This is a genomic window from Acinetobacter sp. ANC_7512 (assembly GCF_056779935.1).
Genome location: NZ_JBWYIX010000009.1, coordinates 118,223 through 131,640, shown reverse-complemented (window position 1 = coordinate 131,640; position 13,418 = coordinate 118,223). Strand labels below are relative to the sequence as shown.

General features: G+C 39.3%; 15 protein-coding genes. 10 read left to right on the top strand and 5 right to left on the bottom strand.

From position 1 onward, the window contains the following. Positions 1–3 precede the first annotated feature (3 nt). From nuoN to AC1M9H_RS10050, 3 genes are all read left to right on the top strand, one after another. On the top strand, positions 4–1,560 hold the full coding sequence (gene nuoN, locus AC1M9H_RS10060; RefSeq protein ID WP_481613303.1) for an NADH-quinone oxidoreductase subunit NuoN: 1,557 nt from the start codon (positions 4–6) through the stop codon (positions 1,558–1,560). Between the two features lie 132 nt (positions 1,561–1,692). Further along, a complete protein-coding gene (gene upp / locus AC1M9H_RS10055) occupies positions 1,693–2,328 on the top strand; it encodes a uracil phosphoribosyltransferase (protein WP_035267277.1) in 636 nt (211 codons plus the stop codon). A 118-nt stretch (positions 2,329–2,446) separates the two neighbouring features. Then, positions 2,447–3,436, top strand: a complete 990-nt coding sequence (locus tag AC1M9H_RS10050) for a hypothetical protein (RefSeq protein WP_481591595.1) — start codon at positions 2,447–2,449, stop codon at positions 3,434–3,436. Between the two features lie 28 nt (positions 3,437–3,464). Here the strand turns inward: AC1M9H_RS10050 and gigC are convergent, their stop codons facing one another. Further along, a complete protein-coding gene (gene gigC / locus AC1M9H_RS10045) occupies positions 3,465–4,343 on the bottom strand; it encodes a LysR family transcriptional regulator GigC (RefSeq protein ID WP_180028048.1) in 879 nt (292 codons plus the stop codon). Positions 4,344–4,427: 84 nt separating this feature from the next. On the opposite strand from gigC, the gene AC1M9H_RS10040 reads away from it, so the two are divergent. After that, the gene (locus tag AC1M9H_RS10040; RefSeq protein WP_481596342.1) at positions 4,428–5,189 is read left to right on the top strand and encodes a ferredoxin--NADP reductase; all 762 of its coding nucleotides are present in this window, start codon (positions 4,428–4,430) and stop codon (positions 5,187–5,189) included. A gap of 100 nt (positions 5,190–5,289) precedes the next feature. Here AC1M9H_RS10040 and AC1M9H_RS10035 read toward each other — a convergent pair whose 3' ends face one another. Beyond that, complete coding sequence (locus AC1M9H_RS10035) at positions 5,290–5,712, bottom strand: hypothetical protein (RefSeq protein ID WP_481591597.1); 423 nt, start codon at positions 5,710–5,712, stop codon at positions 5,290–5,292. 158 nt (positions 5,713–5,870) lie between these two features. On the opposite strand from AC1M9H_RS10035, the gene AC1M9H_RS10030 reads away from it, so the two are divergent. The 3 genes from AC1M9H_RS10030 (at position 5,871) to AC1M9H_RS10020 (ending at position 8,279) form a co-directional block, all read left to right on the top strand. Beyond that, positions 5,871–6,122, top strand: a complete 252-nt coding sequence (locus AC1M9H_RS10030; RefSeq protein WP_481596341.1) for a hypothetical protein — start codon at positions 5,871–5,873, stop codon at positions 6,120–6,122. 201 nt (positions 6,123–6,323) lie between these two features. Further along, entirely contained in the window at positions 6,324–8,003 is a 1,680-nt protein-coding gene (locus tag AC1M9H_RS10025) for a mechanosensitive ion channel (RefSeq protein ID WP_481608993.1), read from the top strand. A 66-nt stretch (positions 8,004–8,069) separates the two neighbouring features. After that, positions 8,070–8,279 carry a hypothetical protein gene (locus tag AC1M9H_RS10020; protein WP_481613302.1) on the top strand — a complete coding sequence of 70 codons (210 nt, stop codon included), beginning with the start codon at positions 8,070–8,072 and terminating at the stop codon, positions 8,277–8,279. 120 nt (positions 8,280–8,399) lie between these two features. Here AC1M9H_RS10020 and AC1M9H_RS10015 read toward each other — a convergent pair whose 3' ends face one another. After that, positions 8,400–9,599, bottom strand: coding sequence for a BaiN/RdsA family NAD(P)/FAD-dependent oxidoreductase (locus AC1M9H_RS10015; RefSeq protein ID WP_481613301.1), 1,200 nt, complete (start codon positions 9,597–9,599; stop codon positions 8,400–8,402). A gap of 102 nt (positions 9,600–9,701) precedes the next feature. After that, the gene (locus tag AC1M9H_RS10010; protein WP_481593630.1) at positions 9,702–10,562 is read right to left on the bottom strand and encodes a 1-aminocyclopropane-1-carboxylate deaminase/D-cysteine desulfhydrase; all 861 of its coding nucleotides are present in this window, start codon (positions 10,560–10,562) and stop codon (positions 9,702–9,704) included. Between the two features lie 144 nt (positions 10,563–10,706). Here AC1M9H_RS10010 and AC1M9H_RS10005 point away from each other — a divergent pair, with 144 nt between their 5' ends. The 3 genes from AC1M9H_RS10005 to AC1M9H_RS09995 all read left to right on the top strand — a co-directional run bounded on the left by AC1M9H_RS10005 (position 10,707) and on the right by AC1M9H_RS09995 (position 12,964). Next, positions 10,707–10,901, top strand: a complete 195-nt coding sequence (locus AC1M9H_RS10005; RefSeq protein ID WP_481613300.1) for an NF038215 family lipoprotein — start codon at positions 10,707–10,709, stop codon at positions 10,899–10,901. Positions 10,902–11,088: 187 nt separating this feature from the next. Beyond that, positions 11,089–11,712, top strand: a complete 624-nt coding sequence (locus AC1M9H_RS10000; protein WP_180028051.1) for a LysE family translocator — start codon at positions 11,089–11,091, stop codon at positions 11,710–11,712. A gap of 133 nt (positions 11,713–11,845) precedes the next feature. Further along, positions 11,846–12,964, top strand: coding sequence for a DUF6670 family protein (locus tag AC1M9H_RS09995; protein ID WP_481613299.1), 1,119 nt, complete (start codon positions 11,846–11,848; stop codon positions 12,962–12,964). A gap of 61 nt (positions 12,965–13,025) precedes the next feature. Here the strand turns inward: AC1M9H_RS09995 and AC1M9H_RS09990 are convergent, their stop codons facing one another. Continuing rightward, on the bottom strand, positions 13,026–13,382 hold the full coding sequence (locus AC1M9H_RS09990) for a hypothetical protein (RefSeq protein ID WP_481607751.1): 357 nt from the start codon (positions 13,380–13,382) through the stop codon (positions 13,026–13,028). Between the last annotated feature and the right edge of the window lie 36 nt (positions 13,383–13,418).

Below are 13,418 nucleotides of genomic sequence, written 5' to 3'. Positions count from 1 at the left end.
GTCATGAACTTCACACTATCATTTTCTGAGCTAATGCCATTAGCTCCTGTGATGATTGTTGCTTTAACAGCAATCATCGTAATGATTTTGACTGCAATCAAACGTAATCATAATTTGATTGCGACAGTATCTGTTATCGGTCTTAACCTTGCATTGTTGAATATTCTATTCACGTTGTTTACAGGTTCTCAGATCTCACCAAATGTCATGAACCTATTTATGGTTGATGCTTTTGGTCTGTTCTATCAAGTGATTATTTTGATTGCTGCATTGGCTTGTTGCACACTGTCACATGCATATATCGAAACCTATAAAGATAATCGTGAAGAACTTTATCTATTAATGTTGATCTCTGTTTCAGGGGCAATGTTAATGGTAACAAGTTCACACTTTGCATCATTCTTCATTAGCTTAGAGTTAATGTCGATTCCAGTGTACGGTCTGATTGCTTATACCTACCAACGCGGTAAGTCACTCGAAGCGGGTATTAAATATCTTGTACTTTCAGCAACTGCTTCTGCAATGTTGTTGATGGGTATGGCTTATGTTTACTCAGTTCTAGGTTCATTATCATTTGCGGGTCAAGTGGATGATATGTTCTGGGCGTTAACTAAGTCTCAAGATCCTCAATTGATGATGGCGCTGCAAGCTTATATTCCTCAATTTGGTGAGAAACTTACCACTGTATTTGGAATCTTAGGTCTTGGTTTAATCATCGCAGCTGTTGCATTTAAATTGTCTTTAGCGCCATTCCATAAATGGACGCCAGATGTGTATGCAGGTGCTCCAGCACCAATTGCAACATTCCTTGCTACTGTAGCTAAAGTTGCAATGATTGGTTTATTCGTACGTTACTTACTGTCTTCAGGTGTAATTGGTATCGAATCGATCAAAACGATTTTGATCGTCATTGCAGTGTTATCAATCTTGATTGGTAACATGCTTGCAGTGAAACAAGTGAACTTAAAACGTATTTTGGCATACTCGTCAATTGCGCATTTTGGTTACTTATTCCTTGCTGTTGTTACGACATCTTTCTTAAGCTTAACGTCAGTAAGTTTATATATATTAACGTATGTATTAACGACGATTGGTGCGTTTGGGGCTGTAGCGTTGATGTCTAGCCCATACAACAACAATGACGAAGCAGAATCACTTGCAGACTACCGTGGTCTATTCTGGCGTCGTCCAGTATTGACGGCAACACTGACTGTGATGATGCTATCTCTTGCAGGTATTCCGTTAACTGCAGGCTTCATCGGTAAATTCATGCTGATCATGACAGTTGTGTCTGAAGCACATTGGTTCTTCGCTGCGATGATCATTGTGGGTTCTGGTATTGGTCTATACTATTACCTACGTGTCATGATCGTCATGTATATGACGCCACCAGACACTCCACGTATTGATGCTGATAAACATTGGGGTCAAAAAGTGGGTGGTATTATGGTATTGCTTGCTGCGCTTGCAGTGCTTGTAATCGGTGTATATCCAGATCCAGTCATTGCGATGGCAAATCAAGCACAATTGATCGCGCCATTACATATCGTTCTTCAATAGTTGATCGATTAATCTAAAAAAACTATTGTTGTTAACAAAAAAAGCCCTCATTCATTGAGGGCTTTTCTTATTTCTTATATTAAAAACATTTATAATAGACAGAATTTACATTTATGCTTCAGGTGTTCTCCCGTGCCAATCCAAGAAATTCGTCATCCGCTCATTCGTCATAAATTAGGTTTATTACGCCGTGCAGATATCAGCACGAAGAACTTCCGTGAGTTAGCGCAAGAAGTCACAATGTTACTGACTTATGAAGCAACCAAAGATTTACCTGTTGTAGATCACGAAATTAATGGCTGGAATGGCCCGGTGACAACACAGCGTATTGCAGGTAAAAAAATTACTGTGGTACCAATTTTACGTGCTGGCATTGGTATGCTTGATGGTTTCTTAAATCTTATTCCAAGTGCAAAAGTTTCTGTTCTTGGTTTAGAGCGTGATGAGGAAACATTAGAAGCACGTACATACTATAAGAAATTGGTACCTGACGTACAAAACCGTATAGCGATGATTATTGATCCAATGCTTGCGACTGGATCATCATTGGTTGCTGCTATTGATGTCCTTAAAGCGAGTGGTTGTAAAGATATCCGAGTGATGGTTTTGGTTGCAGCACCAGAAGGTATTAAACGTGTGGAAGAAGCACATCCTGATGTTGTCATTTTTACCGCAGCTGTGGATAACGGTTTAAACGAGAATGGTTATATCGTTCCGGGTCTTGGGGACGCTGGCGATAAAATTTTTGGTTCTGTACAAAAAGATTAAAATTTGATTAAATTATAGAGGAGGCTAAGGCCTCCTTTTTTATTAAGATTTTGATTCAACGATAAATTTAAAAAAACTAATTACTAAGAATCAATCTTTTTTATACTGGGGAAATAACATGTTTTACAGGGGTGTTTTACATTCGTACGACCCTGCATTGAAAGCAGGAATTATCAAAATCAATGATCATGATTTTGATGTACATTTCGTATTGAATGACATGGCAAATTCCAGTATCGCGCCTCAAATTGGTGAGCGTGTGAAATGTATCGTGGTCGATAAAGACGATCAACGTCATGCAAAATTTATCGTGCGGTTAGACAATAAACATGCACGCGTCGAACAACCCTTGAATCAACTTTTTTATCGTGCGCACGAAGATTTAGAAGGTGAGTCTAAGAAGTTTGAACAAGAGCTAGATGAGCTGATCGAAAAGCGTCTTGCAGATCAGGAAAGTACGCTTGACTCACAAACACAAATCCAAGATTTTGAACTAAATTTTAATACACTGAGTAAAGAATCAATCGTGTTGGATGGTTCTGGTGCTGAACATCATGCAGATCAAGTTTCAGATCCAGTATCTAAAATTTCCTTAGGTGAACCTCTTGAGGAAGAGCAAATTAAAGAAATGCTCGAATCAAAGCCAAGTCGCCGTGTGCCAGTCTTAGATGAGTCAGCTGTCGTACCACTTACGAAAGTTCAACCTTTGAATGAGAGTGCGCCTGAAGAGAACGTAGATGATCATTTACCCGAGCCAACCCATGCAAAAGGGCGCCCACCAAAAGTTGTACGTAAAGAACTCCCTGATGTTAAAACGCATTTTCAATTAAAATTTAATGCGCAAAAATTCATTACGAGTTCGCGTGTTGATGAATTCGGAGCTGATAAAAAATCAAAGAAAAAAGCCAAGAAGATAAAAGATCCAAACAAGCAATTTAATCCATGGATATTTGCAAGTATTGTCCCTATTTTAGTGTTCATTAATCTGGGTGTTTGGGGATTTCAAAAATATGAGCAATACAGAGAAGAGCAAGACGCAAAAGCAAAAATTTATGCGGTAGAACAAGAACACATTATCAAAGAACAAAAGAAAGAAGCTGAGAAATAAAAAAAGCTCCAATGAGGAGCTTTTTTTATTAAGCATCACAGAATTTCATAAAGGCTTTTAAACCAGGTCCCTGATATTTTTGACGGTGTACTAACATAAATAAAGGACGTGTGAGTTGCCAGAACGGCGTTTCTAAAATCACCAGTTGCTCTTTTTCTCTTAATGGTTCAATAGCTAATTTTGAAATACATGACATGCCTAAACCACCAGCAACAATTTTCAAAATAGCTTCATTATGACCCAAAGTTAAACGAATATTGGCATTCGGTAAGTCTTGCAGGATTGCGTTGTCAAAGACTTCACGAGTCCCTGAACCTTCTTCACGTAAAATCCATTCAGCCTGTTTAAAGTCTTCAATGGTCAGAGGGCGGTCTAATTTCGCCAAAGGATGGTCTGGTGAGCAACACACAGCAAGCTCATCATCACGCCAGTGGATCGATTGTAATTGAGGTAAGTGACATGAACCTTCAATAAGGGCTAAATCAAGTTGGAATTGATTAACAGCTTCAATCATTTGACGCGTATTGCCCACTTGAAGTTGCAAATGTGCTTGTGGTTGTAATTGAAGAAAATCAGCCATTAAATCAGGCATCAAATAATCACTAATGGTCAAAGTCGCCCCAATACGGAGATCAATACTTTGAAGCTCGCCTTTTGCCGCTTGTTCAAATGATTCACATCGACCTAAAATTTCAAGCGCCTGTGGAAGTAAAAAACGACCCAAGTCATTCAGTTGTAATCGTTTTCCTAAGCGATCAAATAATGGTGCACCGAGACCATCTTCAAGATCTGCTAACGCCATACTTGCAGCACTTTGTGTGAGTCGTACAGCATCACTTGCTTTAGTTACCGTACCCTCTTGAGCGACAGCTACGAAAACAGCCAGTTGGCGTAATGTCATGCGCATGAATGAAGCCTTAATGTGAAAAAATATTAATAAATTATATTGTCATGCTACCATGAGCGCAGTCTGTCATGCCACGTAGAAATTATGTCAATTGAAAAATTTAGCGTAGAAAAAGTCCTTTCTGTACATCGTTGGACCAACACTTTATTTAGCTTTACCATGACGCGTCCCGCACATTTTAAATTTACCGCAGGGCAGTTCGCGCGTATTGGTTTGAAAGTTGGCGATGATTTGGTGGTACGTGCGTATTCTGTCGTTTCATCGCCTTTTGATGAAACCTTAGAATTCTTTTCAATTGTTGTACCAGATGGTGCTTTTACATCAAATTTACAACATCTCAAAGTTGGTGATGAACTTTATTTGGAAAAGATTCCTTATGGATTTTTGACGTTAGCACGTTACCAGTTACCTATGCCAAATGACCTGTGGTTATTGGCGACAGGCACGGGGCTCGCACCATTTATTTCTATGTTGCAAGACTTTGAAGTATGGCAAAAATATAAAAATATTCATTTGGTTTACAGTGTGAGAACAGCAAGTGAATTGGCTTACGTAGACCGAATTCAGGAAGTCGCGGATACCTTTGGTGAAGGTCATACAGGATTTAAATTTGTGCCAATTATTACACGTGATCCAAATGCACCATTGCATGATCGATTGCCAGTATTGATCGAAAATAGAGCGTTAGAGAAAACCGTTGGTCTCGATTTTAATCCGCAAACGTCACATATCATGCTGTGTGGGAATCCCCAAATGGTTGAAGATACAAAAGAGGCACTGAAAGCCCGTGGCCTGACCATGAATCGCCGTGGTGAAGGAAATATTGCAGTAGAGAACTATTGGTAAGTCCTAATCACCCTCTCTCTTTGGGTGAGGGAATTATGGCAAAAAACCTCCATCTCGGAGGTTTTTTTTCTAAATTACATAGGAATACTATGCGACATACTTAATGGACAAACATATCCATAAATTCACGAATCTCTTGAATCGCAGTATCTACATCACTCGTGAGCCAAGTCGGTTCAAATAAACCTGCATAATGCTCCAAACGATCGTGTGGAACCACTAAACGAATTGGGCATTCTTCTTCGAGTAAACGCCAAGGAATAATGGGTACTTCATTATCTAAGAAGCAAGCGATGTTACGAATGTCGATGATCATGCCGTTGACACATTCAGGAAAGGGCATCACCGAAAACTCTTCAGTGCGACGGCGGAAATACTCTAAGTCACCCCACTTCAGCACATAGCTTGGTTTCGTAAACTCAATAATTCCAATCAAATGCCCATCACGGGTATGATGCAAAGAACAGGCATGAGTGACATCTGTGTCTAAATCTAAAGAGACACTTTGTCGGCGATAGGTCATACAGATCGACAATAAAAATGAGGAGGGTGCATATTATACTCTATTTTGCATCACAGCTCATGTGCTTTGATCAGTACGAATTGATAATGTTTTTTCACACAAAACAACATGATAGATTGCTAGTATAAAAAATCATCAAAATACATAAGAGGGGCATCATGGTAGATCAATCCAATCATCCGACCCATAATGATCAAAAGAAGAAAAGTAAGATCCCAGTGTATATTCTGATTATCGTTGGTATTTTTTTAGCAGCCTTCATTTTCTATATGCTCGCTGATCGTGAACCAACACCAGGTCAAATTCCTGCTGATACGAGTATTCCTGCAACTCAAGATAATGCAGATACAGCAACGGCAACAGATTCAGCAGTGGATAATACCGTTACTGCGGTCGCAAACGATCAATAAACCACTACACTTTTCATGTTTAAACCCAGCTTAGGCTGGGTTTTTTCTTGATTTGCAACAATGTGTTGTATTTATGATGCTTTGAGTTGATTAAAAAATATTCGAAATTTATGGTGTGATGAAGCGATCGAAAAATGATCTAGGGAAAAGAATTAAATCAATCGTAATTCAGAACACTTAACATAAGAAGAGGCGTAACCAATGAATGATGAATATAACGGCTTCACTCGAAATGGGGGCTTTGATGCAATGTATTATTGGGAGCAATTCCAACCAATTATTGCTGCAGTGGCCATTTTACTCATAGGATGGATCATCGCTTTAATCGTTGCCGCAGGGGTTAAGAAGGTACTTGCAAAATTAAATACCAATCAAAAATTGAGTAACGCGACAGGACATCGCTCAAATATAGAAAATATCATCTCCAGAGTCGTTTTCTGGCTGATCCTCATTATTGCTGTTATCGGTTCACTCAACGTTTTAAACCTGACCAGTGTGAGTGGTCCGTTTAGTAATATGGTTCAACAATTCTTACTATTTATCCCACAATTATTGGCTGCAGTAGCAGTTGGTTTTATTGGATGGATCGTAGCAAATTTAGTCAAAGTTGGATTAACTCGACTACTCAGTCGTACACAATTGGATGAAAAGCTCAGTCAAGACGTTGGTGTGAGTTCATTTAGCCAAAATATCAGTGAAATTGTTTACTGGCTCATTTTATTGCTGTTCTTACCGATCGTGCTGTCTATTTTGGGCTTAAATGGTTTGTTATATCCAGTTCAGAATATGGTGACTGAAGCCGTTGCATACTTGCCGAATATTTTTATGGCAGGTGTGATTTTATTTGTTGGTTACATTTTGGCAAAAATTGTACGCGGTATTGTCGAAGGACTACTTTCAAGTTTGAATGTTCAACAGCAAGCTGAAAAAATCGGAATTTTTAAAAATTCCAATCTGCCTAAGCTATTAGGATCATTTGTATTTGCCTTAGTAATCATTACTTCACTGATTATTGCTTTTGAGGCTTTGGGTGTAGACGCGATTTCACAACCAGCAACAGCAATGTTGTATGAAATTATGAATGCAATTCCGCATATCATCGCAGCAGGTTTAATCCTGATCATTGCTTATGTGGTCTCACGTTTCGTATCTAATCTTGTGGTTGAAGTAATCGCTGGGACAGGTATTGATAACATTCCTCAAAAGCTCGATATGCAACGCTTTTTGGGTCAAACCAAAATATCAAAAGTTGTCGGTCATTTGATTGTATTCTTCACCATGCTCTTTGCGGTGTCTGAAGCTGCGAATCGTTTGGGCTTCGATCAAATTAGTGATTTGATTGCGATGTTCATTTATTTCGGAGCGAATGTACTTTTAGGTGCAGTTATCCTCGTCATTGGTTTCTGGTTAGCAAATCTTGTTGCCAATGTGGTGAAGCGTGGTGAGACCAATAGCGCACATTGGTTAGCGAATCTTGTCCGAGTACTGATCATTGGTTTAGTCGTGGCAATGGGCTTGCGTGCAATGGGAATCGCTGACTCAATCGTAAACTTAGCCTTTGGATTAACACTTGGAGCGGTTGCTGTCGCTTTTGCGCTTGCTTTTGGTCTAGGTGGTCGCCAACCTGCAGAGCGATTGTTGACTGACTTAATCGATAAAGCGAAATCTGACGCGAATAAGCCAAGACCAAATCAGCCTGAACAAGTCACTCCACCACTTACTGAGCAAATGGATGCTTCAACTGTTGCGGAAGAATATCAAGACGAAGACATTCCACCCACGCAAATTGATGTAGAGGCACCAACTCAACCATTGAATAATCCTTATGGATCTACAGGAGAGTCGGATCAAAATACACCATCAAAAAATGACCCTAAATAACATGTAAATTTGTGTCGGGATCAGTCAGCATGGTTTGGCTGATCCTCATGAAAAAGAGTAAAAGTTATGAGTAAGAAATTTAATAAATTATTCGCCCCAATAGTGATTGCGGGTATCACCGTGGGTTTTTTAGCAAGCGCTTACCGCTTTGTTTTTGCAAATACAAAAGCTACTGAAAACAACAGACTCAATACACCATCTATTGATGATGCAGTAACAGATCCAACCACACAAATGATTGATTCAACTGATACCAACGCCCAAATACCCTCATAAATTACTTCCTTTAGAAAAGATAAATCAATAATGAAGCATTCAATTGATCAATAGGGACGATATTCAAAGAGGGCAAAGGATGCCCCCTTTAATGAAAAAATGAACAATACTCGTTGTTAATTAGACATACTCAGATGCGGCATGTGCAGATGACCAAGCCCATTGAAAGTTAAATCCACCTAAATGGCCAGTTACATCGAGTATTTCACCGACGAAGAAAAGTCCTTTTTGCTTTTTACTTTCCATTGTTTTTGAGGAAACTTCAGTGGTATCAACTCCACCTAAAGTCACCTCAGCCGTACGGTATCCTTCAGTCCCAGAAGGTTTAACTTCAAATGCATGAAGGCGCTGGGCAATCGTCTCTAACTTCTCATCACTGATATTACCGATTGATATTTCAGCTTGATCCATCCAAATCAACTGTTGCAATTCAACTACGACACTCTTGGGTAAGTGTTCAGCGAGTAAGGTGCGGAGTAACACTTTAGGTTGATTTTGTTTTCTAGTTTTAAAAAAATCCAAGAGATCAAGACTCGGTAAAAAGTCGACTTTAAAACTTTCACCCACATCCCAATAGTTTGAGAGCTGTAAAGAACTTGGACCACTTAAACCACGGTGCGTAAACAAGAGTGCTTCAGTAAAGCTATTGAGATGATTGCTTAATGTCGCTTCAACAGCATTGCCACTGAGTCGTGTCGTCACTTCTTTGAAACCATCAGAAAAAGTAAAGGGGACTAGACCTGCACGAGTCGGATAAACATAGTGTCCAAATTGTTTAGCAATCTCATAGCCAATGCCTGAGCCTCCAAGCGTCGGAATTGAGAGACCACCAGATGCGACCACGACAGATTCAACTTCAAAATAACCTAAATTGGTTGCTACTTGAAAACCGTGCTCCTCAAGGGCGTTGACGGCTTTCACCTCGCAACTGGTTTTGATGTCGACTAGACCGGTTTTGTCACATTCAGCAAGTAACATGGCTAAGATTTCTTTCGCGCCGTTGAGGGTAAAGAGCTGACCGTGTTTACGTTCTTCGTATTCAATGCCATATTCGCAGACCAAGCCAATGAAATCCCAATTGGTATAACGAGTGAGTGCTGAGATAACAAAATGCGGGTTATGTGAAATATAGTTATCAGGCTCAACATACAGATTGGTAAAGTTACATTTACCGCCACCTGACATAAGAATTTTTTTCCCTACTTTATTGGCTTTTTCAACCACCACGACACGACGCCCACGTTGAGCAGCCATATATGCGGTCATTAAACCAGATGCACCCGCACCTATTACTAAAACATCGTATTGCTTGGAAGACATGAAAATAATCAAAAAAAGAAACAGCGCAATTATAACGGTAAATTACGATGAACTGAGCATTATCGGATTAATTCAAGCGAACAGAAGCAGAAGCAAGATCAACTAAATCGTTCGACCTTGAAGCCCGCCCGAATGAATGACTAAAACTTTAGCGTTTTTGGGGAAATAGTTTTGTTGTATAAGATCATGAATGCCAAACATCATTTTTCCGGTATAGACTTGTTCAAGTGGAATACGGTATTCATATTCAAACTTTTCAATAAATTGAATCAGTTCAGGTCGAGTTTTGGCATAGCCTCCGAAGCAATAATCATCAGTGATATGCCAGTTGTTTTTACCTGTCAGTAGTTTTACTTCATCATTCAGAAAATTGCCTTTTAATGCAGAAAATCCAATAATTCTTTGACGGTTTAAACTGCGCTCAATCAATCCTGAAATCGTACCGCCTGTTCCGACAGCACAACAAATGAAGTCAAAGGTCTGATCAGCATCTTTTAAAATTTCTTGAGTGCCCTGAATGGCAAGCGAGTTGGTGCCACCTTCTGGAATTAAATAACTTTCAGGAAAGCGTTGCGCTAAGTGAGCTAAAAACTCAGGATCATTTTTGTGTCGATATGCTTCTCGTGAGATAAAATGCAGCGCCATACCAAAACGTTCTGCGGTGGCGAGGGTGTGATTGCGGGCTGAGTTTTTGAGTTCTTCACCACGAATGATCCCAATAGACTGAAAGCCAAATTGATGCGCAGCAAACGCTGTGGCGGCAATATGATTTGAATAAGCCCCACCAAAGGTCATTACATTTTGAAAGCCTTGACGTTTTGCCTCAATAAAATTGTATTTCAGTTTATAAAACTTATTTCCAGAGATATGTGGATGAATTTGGTCTAAACGGCGAACGGTGATGTTTAAACCGTTTAAAGAAATTTCCTGATCTTGAACCTGTTGGGCTATCGTATCAAACATAGTGCGAGAATTTGGTTTTTTAAGAGTATAGCGGATTTCGAATCTTAGCTCTTACTCGGATAAATTGAAAAACAGTGAAAAAATATGTTTAAAAAATAATCAAAAGTGCTAATCTGAAAGAAAACGGAATTTTGGGAGGGTGGCATGAAGAAGTCTCTATCCATTTTATTATTGGGTTTGTTTGTTTTAACGGCCTTAGGCTGTGAGCAGGATTTTCTAAACAAACCCAAAACAGAAGCACGAAGTATGATTATTGCTGGCGTACCTGTACAGGAAAGGGACTATCGTCTGTCTCCGCACGAAACTGCATATAATGAAGCACTGTCAGATGATGATTAGCATGACTTGGCTATTTTTATAAAATCAATTGTATTTAATTTATACAGTAAACTAATTCGCTAAAAATAATAAAATAAATAGTGAATAATTTTAATATTTAAAAAAATCACTCAAATAATTAGGGAAATATTCATAAGGCTTCCAAGTAGAATAACGCGATAAATCAATCATCTACTATGGAATTAATGTGGAATCAATTTGGATTTTAGGTTCGATTGCAGCAGCACTTTTACTGGGCGCAATGAGTCCGGGGCCGACTTCAATCTATGTCGCTAAAAATTCAATCGCTATTTCGCGTAAACATGGTTTATTTACTGCACTGGGAACTGGTCTCGGTGCTGCGATTTTTGGTTTATTGGCAGTATTAGGCTTACAGGCATTCTTACTTGCAGTGCCTTCAGCATATTTGGCTTTGAAAATCTGCGGTGGATTATATTTATTGTTTTTGGCATATAAAATTATTAAACATGCCAAAGATCCAATCGAAGCTGATCATTCTGCATCGCATCCGATGAGTTTACGACGTGCATTTACCACAGGCTTAATTACTCAATTGTCGAATCCTAAAATTGCCATTGTACTTGCCAGTATTTTCACAGCTTTATTACCCAAAGAGATTCCGTTGTATTTTTACTTTGTGTTACCAATGCTGTGCTTTTTTATCGATGCTGGTTGGTGCTCGTTGGTGGCGGTTGCATTATCAGCGGAAAAGCCGCGTGCGGTATATTTAAAATTTAAGAAAGTATTTGATCGTGGTGCGGGCATTGTGATGTCTGTGCTCGGATTGAAATTGATTTTTGGTGTGAAGTAGATCACATTTTTAATCTTGTCTAACAATTTTTATGATCTGACCTGAATTCACATTTGCCAGTCCTGATCAGCTATAAAGAACTGAGGAGAGGTTGTTTAGGGTGTAAACATCTCTCATTGTTTGTGAGTTTGTTATGTATTCTCTCCTCAGTAGTCATTCAAAAAATAAAAGTCTACAACAAAAGTTCTACTATCAATTGGGTCAAATGGCCAAAAACCTTTTGGGTGCAGTAGAGCCAGAAGAACAAGCACTTTTACCGCGCGAATATAATTTAGACGCGCATGTTTTTCATCGTCAATTCGCGAGTACGCATTATGGAATTATGATTCCAGATTTACCTGAGCCTTTTCGATATCTGTCCTATGCTTCTGTCATTGGTGATGTCGGTGCGAAGATAACGCATTTACCCAAGTCGATTTCTGGTCTTAGTCCTGAAAATACCGCTACTTTGGTTCATGGAACAGCCTTATCGACAGATGAAGAAGCCTTTCGCATTTATAACATTCAAGACGACATTGTATTTCATCAAAAGCCATTTAAGGTTGAGTTTGGTCGAGAATCTTTCCTTGCTGAAATTGAAGGGAGTTATCATCTAGTATCTGAACGTGATGATCTGCAAGTTGATCTTTGGTTAACCCCAACGCCTGCCATTACGTGGTTTGCACATAGCATGTTATATCAGCACTTTAGTGTATTGATGCAATATGAAGGTCATCTCACCCAACATGGAAAACGTGTTGAAGTTAAAGGGTTATGTACACTTGAACATTGGAAAGCAGTCTCAAGCTCAATGTTGCCGAGTCCCATTAAACCGACCACAGGATTGGTGCCGTTAGACAGTTTTAGTTATCAAGTCATCAACATAGATGATGAGTCACAATTGGTTTTGGCCTATATCGGTTTTGCAGGTGAACCTACTTATACCGCTGTGTCTTACCGCCATATTGATGGTACCTCCATCCAGTATGATGGTGAGGTTGCTTTTCAAGTGATTGCATTAAAGCCTGATCCGAAAATAACACCTGACGGTTTTGAAATGGAGGTGCCCCAATCTTTTAGATGGATTGCGCATCATCAAGGTGAGGAAGTGTTAGATATTCTTGCGGTGGCAGATACGGAATATTGTTATGGTTTAGCCGCAGGTTATGTGAGTTCTTATCAGTGGAGTGGTTTGCTGAATGGAACTGAACGTAAGGGGCGAGGTTATGTTGAATATATCGACCGAAGACAGAACGTAAATTTAGACACCTAATTTTTGATTTAAATACGCCCGTAAAAAAGCCTCTAAACGTATTAGAGGCTTTTTTAAAATCTTATTTCTTACATTCAGGCTGTGAACGGTCAATTACTTGTGTACCTTCTACACGATAACCAATTTGACCAACAATGAATGCTTGATTCAATTGAGTGATCACCACATCAGAAAGAGCCACAGCGCAACGGTTTTTTTCAATAGCACGATCTACAGCAGTTTTAAAGTTTGGAACCCCTAAAGGGAACAAGACAACTGGGACCTTATCTTCACCTGTTACACGTTCACCTTTCACGAACTGATTTGAGTTAAGATTGTAGTTTTTAGTTGAAGCAACTGTCATATCAGCCATACGAACTGAACTGCCTGTCGCCAATACTGAAGTTGCTGCGATAATTGAAATTAATAATTTTTTCATTAGTTTACCCCCATTTTTAAGCGAGGGAACTTTAAA

What these genes read in the sequence shown, in the direction of transcription:
- nuoN (WP_481613303.1), top strand. Translation starts at nt 4, where the DNA reads ATGAACTTCACACTATCATTTTCTGAGCTAATGCCATTAGCTCCTGTG.
- AC1M9H_RS10050 (WP_481591595.1), top strand. Translation starts at nt 2,447, where the DNA reads ATGTTTTACAGGGGTGTTTTACATTCGTACGACCCTGCATTGAAAGCA.
- gigC (WP_180028048.1), bottom strand. Translation starts at nt 4,343, where the DNA reads ATGCGCATGACATTACGCCAACTGGCTGTTTTCGTAGCTGTCGCTCAA.
- AC1M9H_RS10040 (WP_481596342.1), top strand. Translation starts at nt 4,428, where the DNA reads ATGTCAATTGAAAAATTTAGCGTAGAAAAAGTCCTTTCTGTACATCGT.
- AC1M9H_RS10035 (WP_481591597.1), bottom strand. Translation starts at nt 5,712, where the DNA reads ATGACCTATCGCCGACAAAGTGTCTCTTTAGATTTAGACACAGATGTC.
- AC1M9H_RS10030 (WP_481596341.1), top strand. Translation starts at nt 5,871, where the DNA reads ATGGTAGATCAATCCAATCATCCGACCCATAATGATCAAAAGAAGAAA.
- AC1M9H_RS10025 (WP_481608993.1), top strand. Translation starts at nt 6,324, where the DNA reads ATGAATGATGAATATAACGGCTTCACTCGAAATGGGGGCTTTGATGCA.
- AC1M9H_RS10020 (WP_481613302.1), top strand. Translation starts at nt 8,070, where the DNA reads ATGAGTAAGAAATTTAATAAATTATTCGCCCCAATAGTGATTGCGGGT.
- AC1M9H_RS10015 (WP_481613301.1), bottom strand. Translation starts at nt 9,599, where the DNA reads ATGTCTTCCAAGCAATACGATGTTTTAGTAATAGGTGCGGGTGCATCT.
- AC1M9H_RS10010 (WP_481593630.1), bottom strand. Translation starts at nt 10,562, where the DNA reads ATGTTTGATACGATAGCCCAACAGGTTCAAGATCAGGAAATTTCTTTA.
- AC1M9H_RS10005 (WP_481613300.1), top strand. Translation starts at nt 10,707, where the DNA reads ATGAAGAAGTCTCTATCCATTTTATTATTGGGTTTGTTTGTTTTAACG.
- AC1M9H_RS09995 (WP_481613299.1), top strand. Translation starts at nt 11,846, where the DNA reads ATGTATTCTCTCCTCAGTAGTCATTCAAAAAATAAAAGTCTACAACAA.
- AC1M9H_RS09990 (WP_481607751.1), bottom strand. Translation starts at nt 13,382, where the DNA reads ATGAAAAAATTATTAATTTCAATTATCGCAGCAACTTCAGTATTGGCG.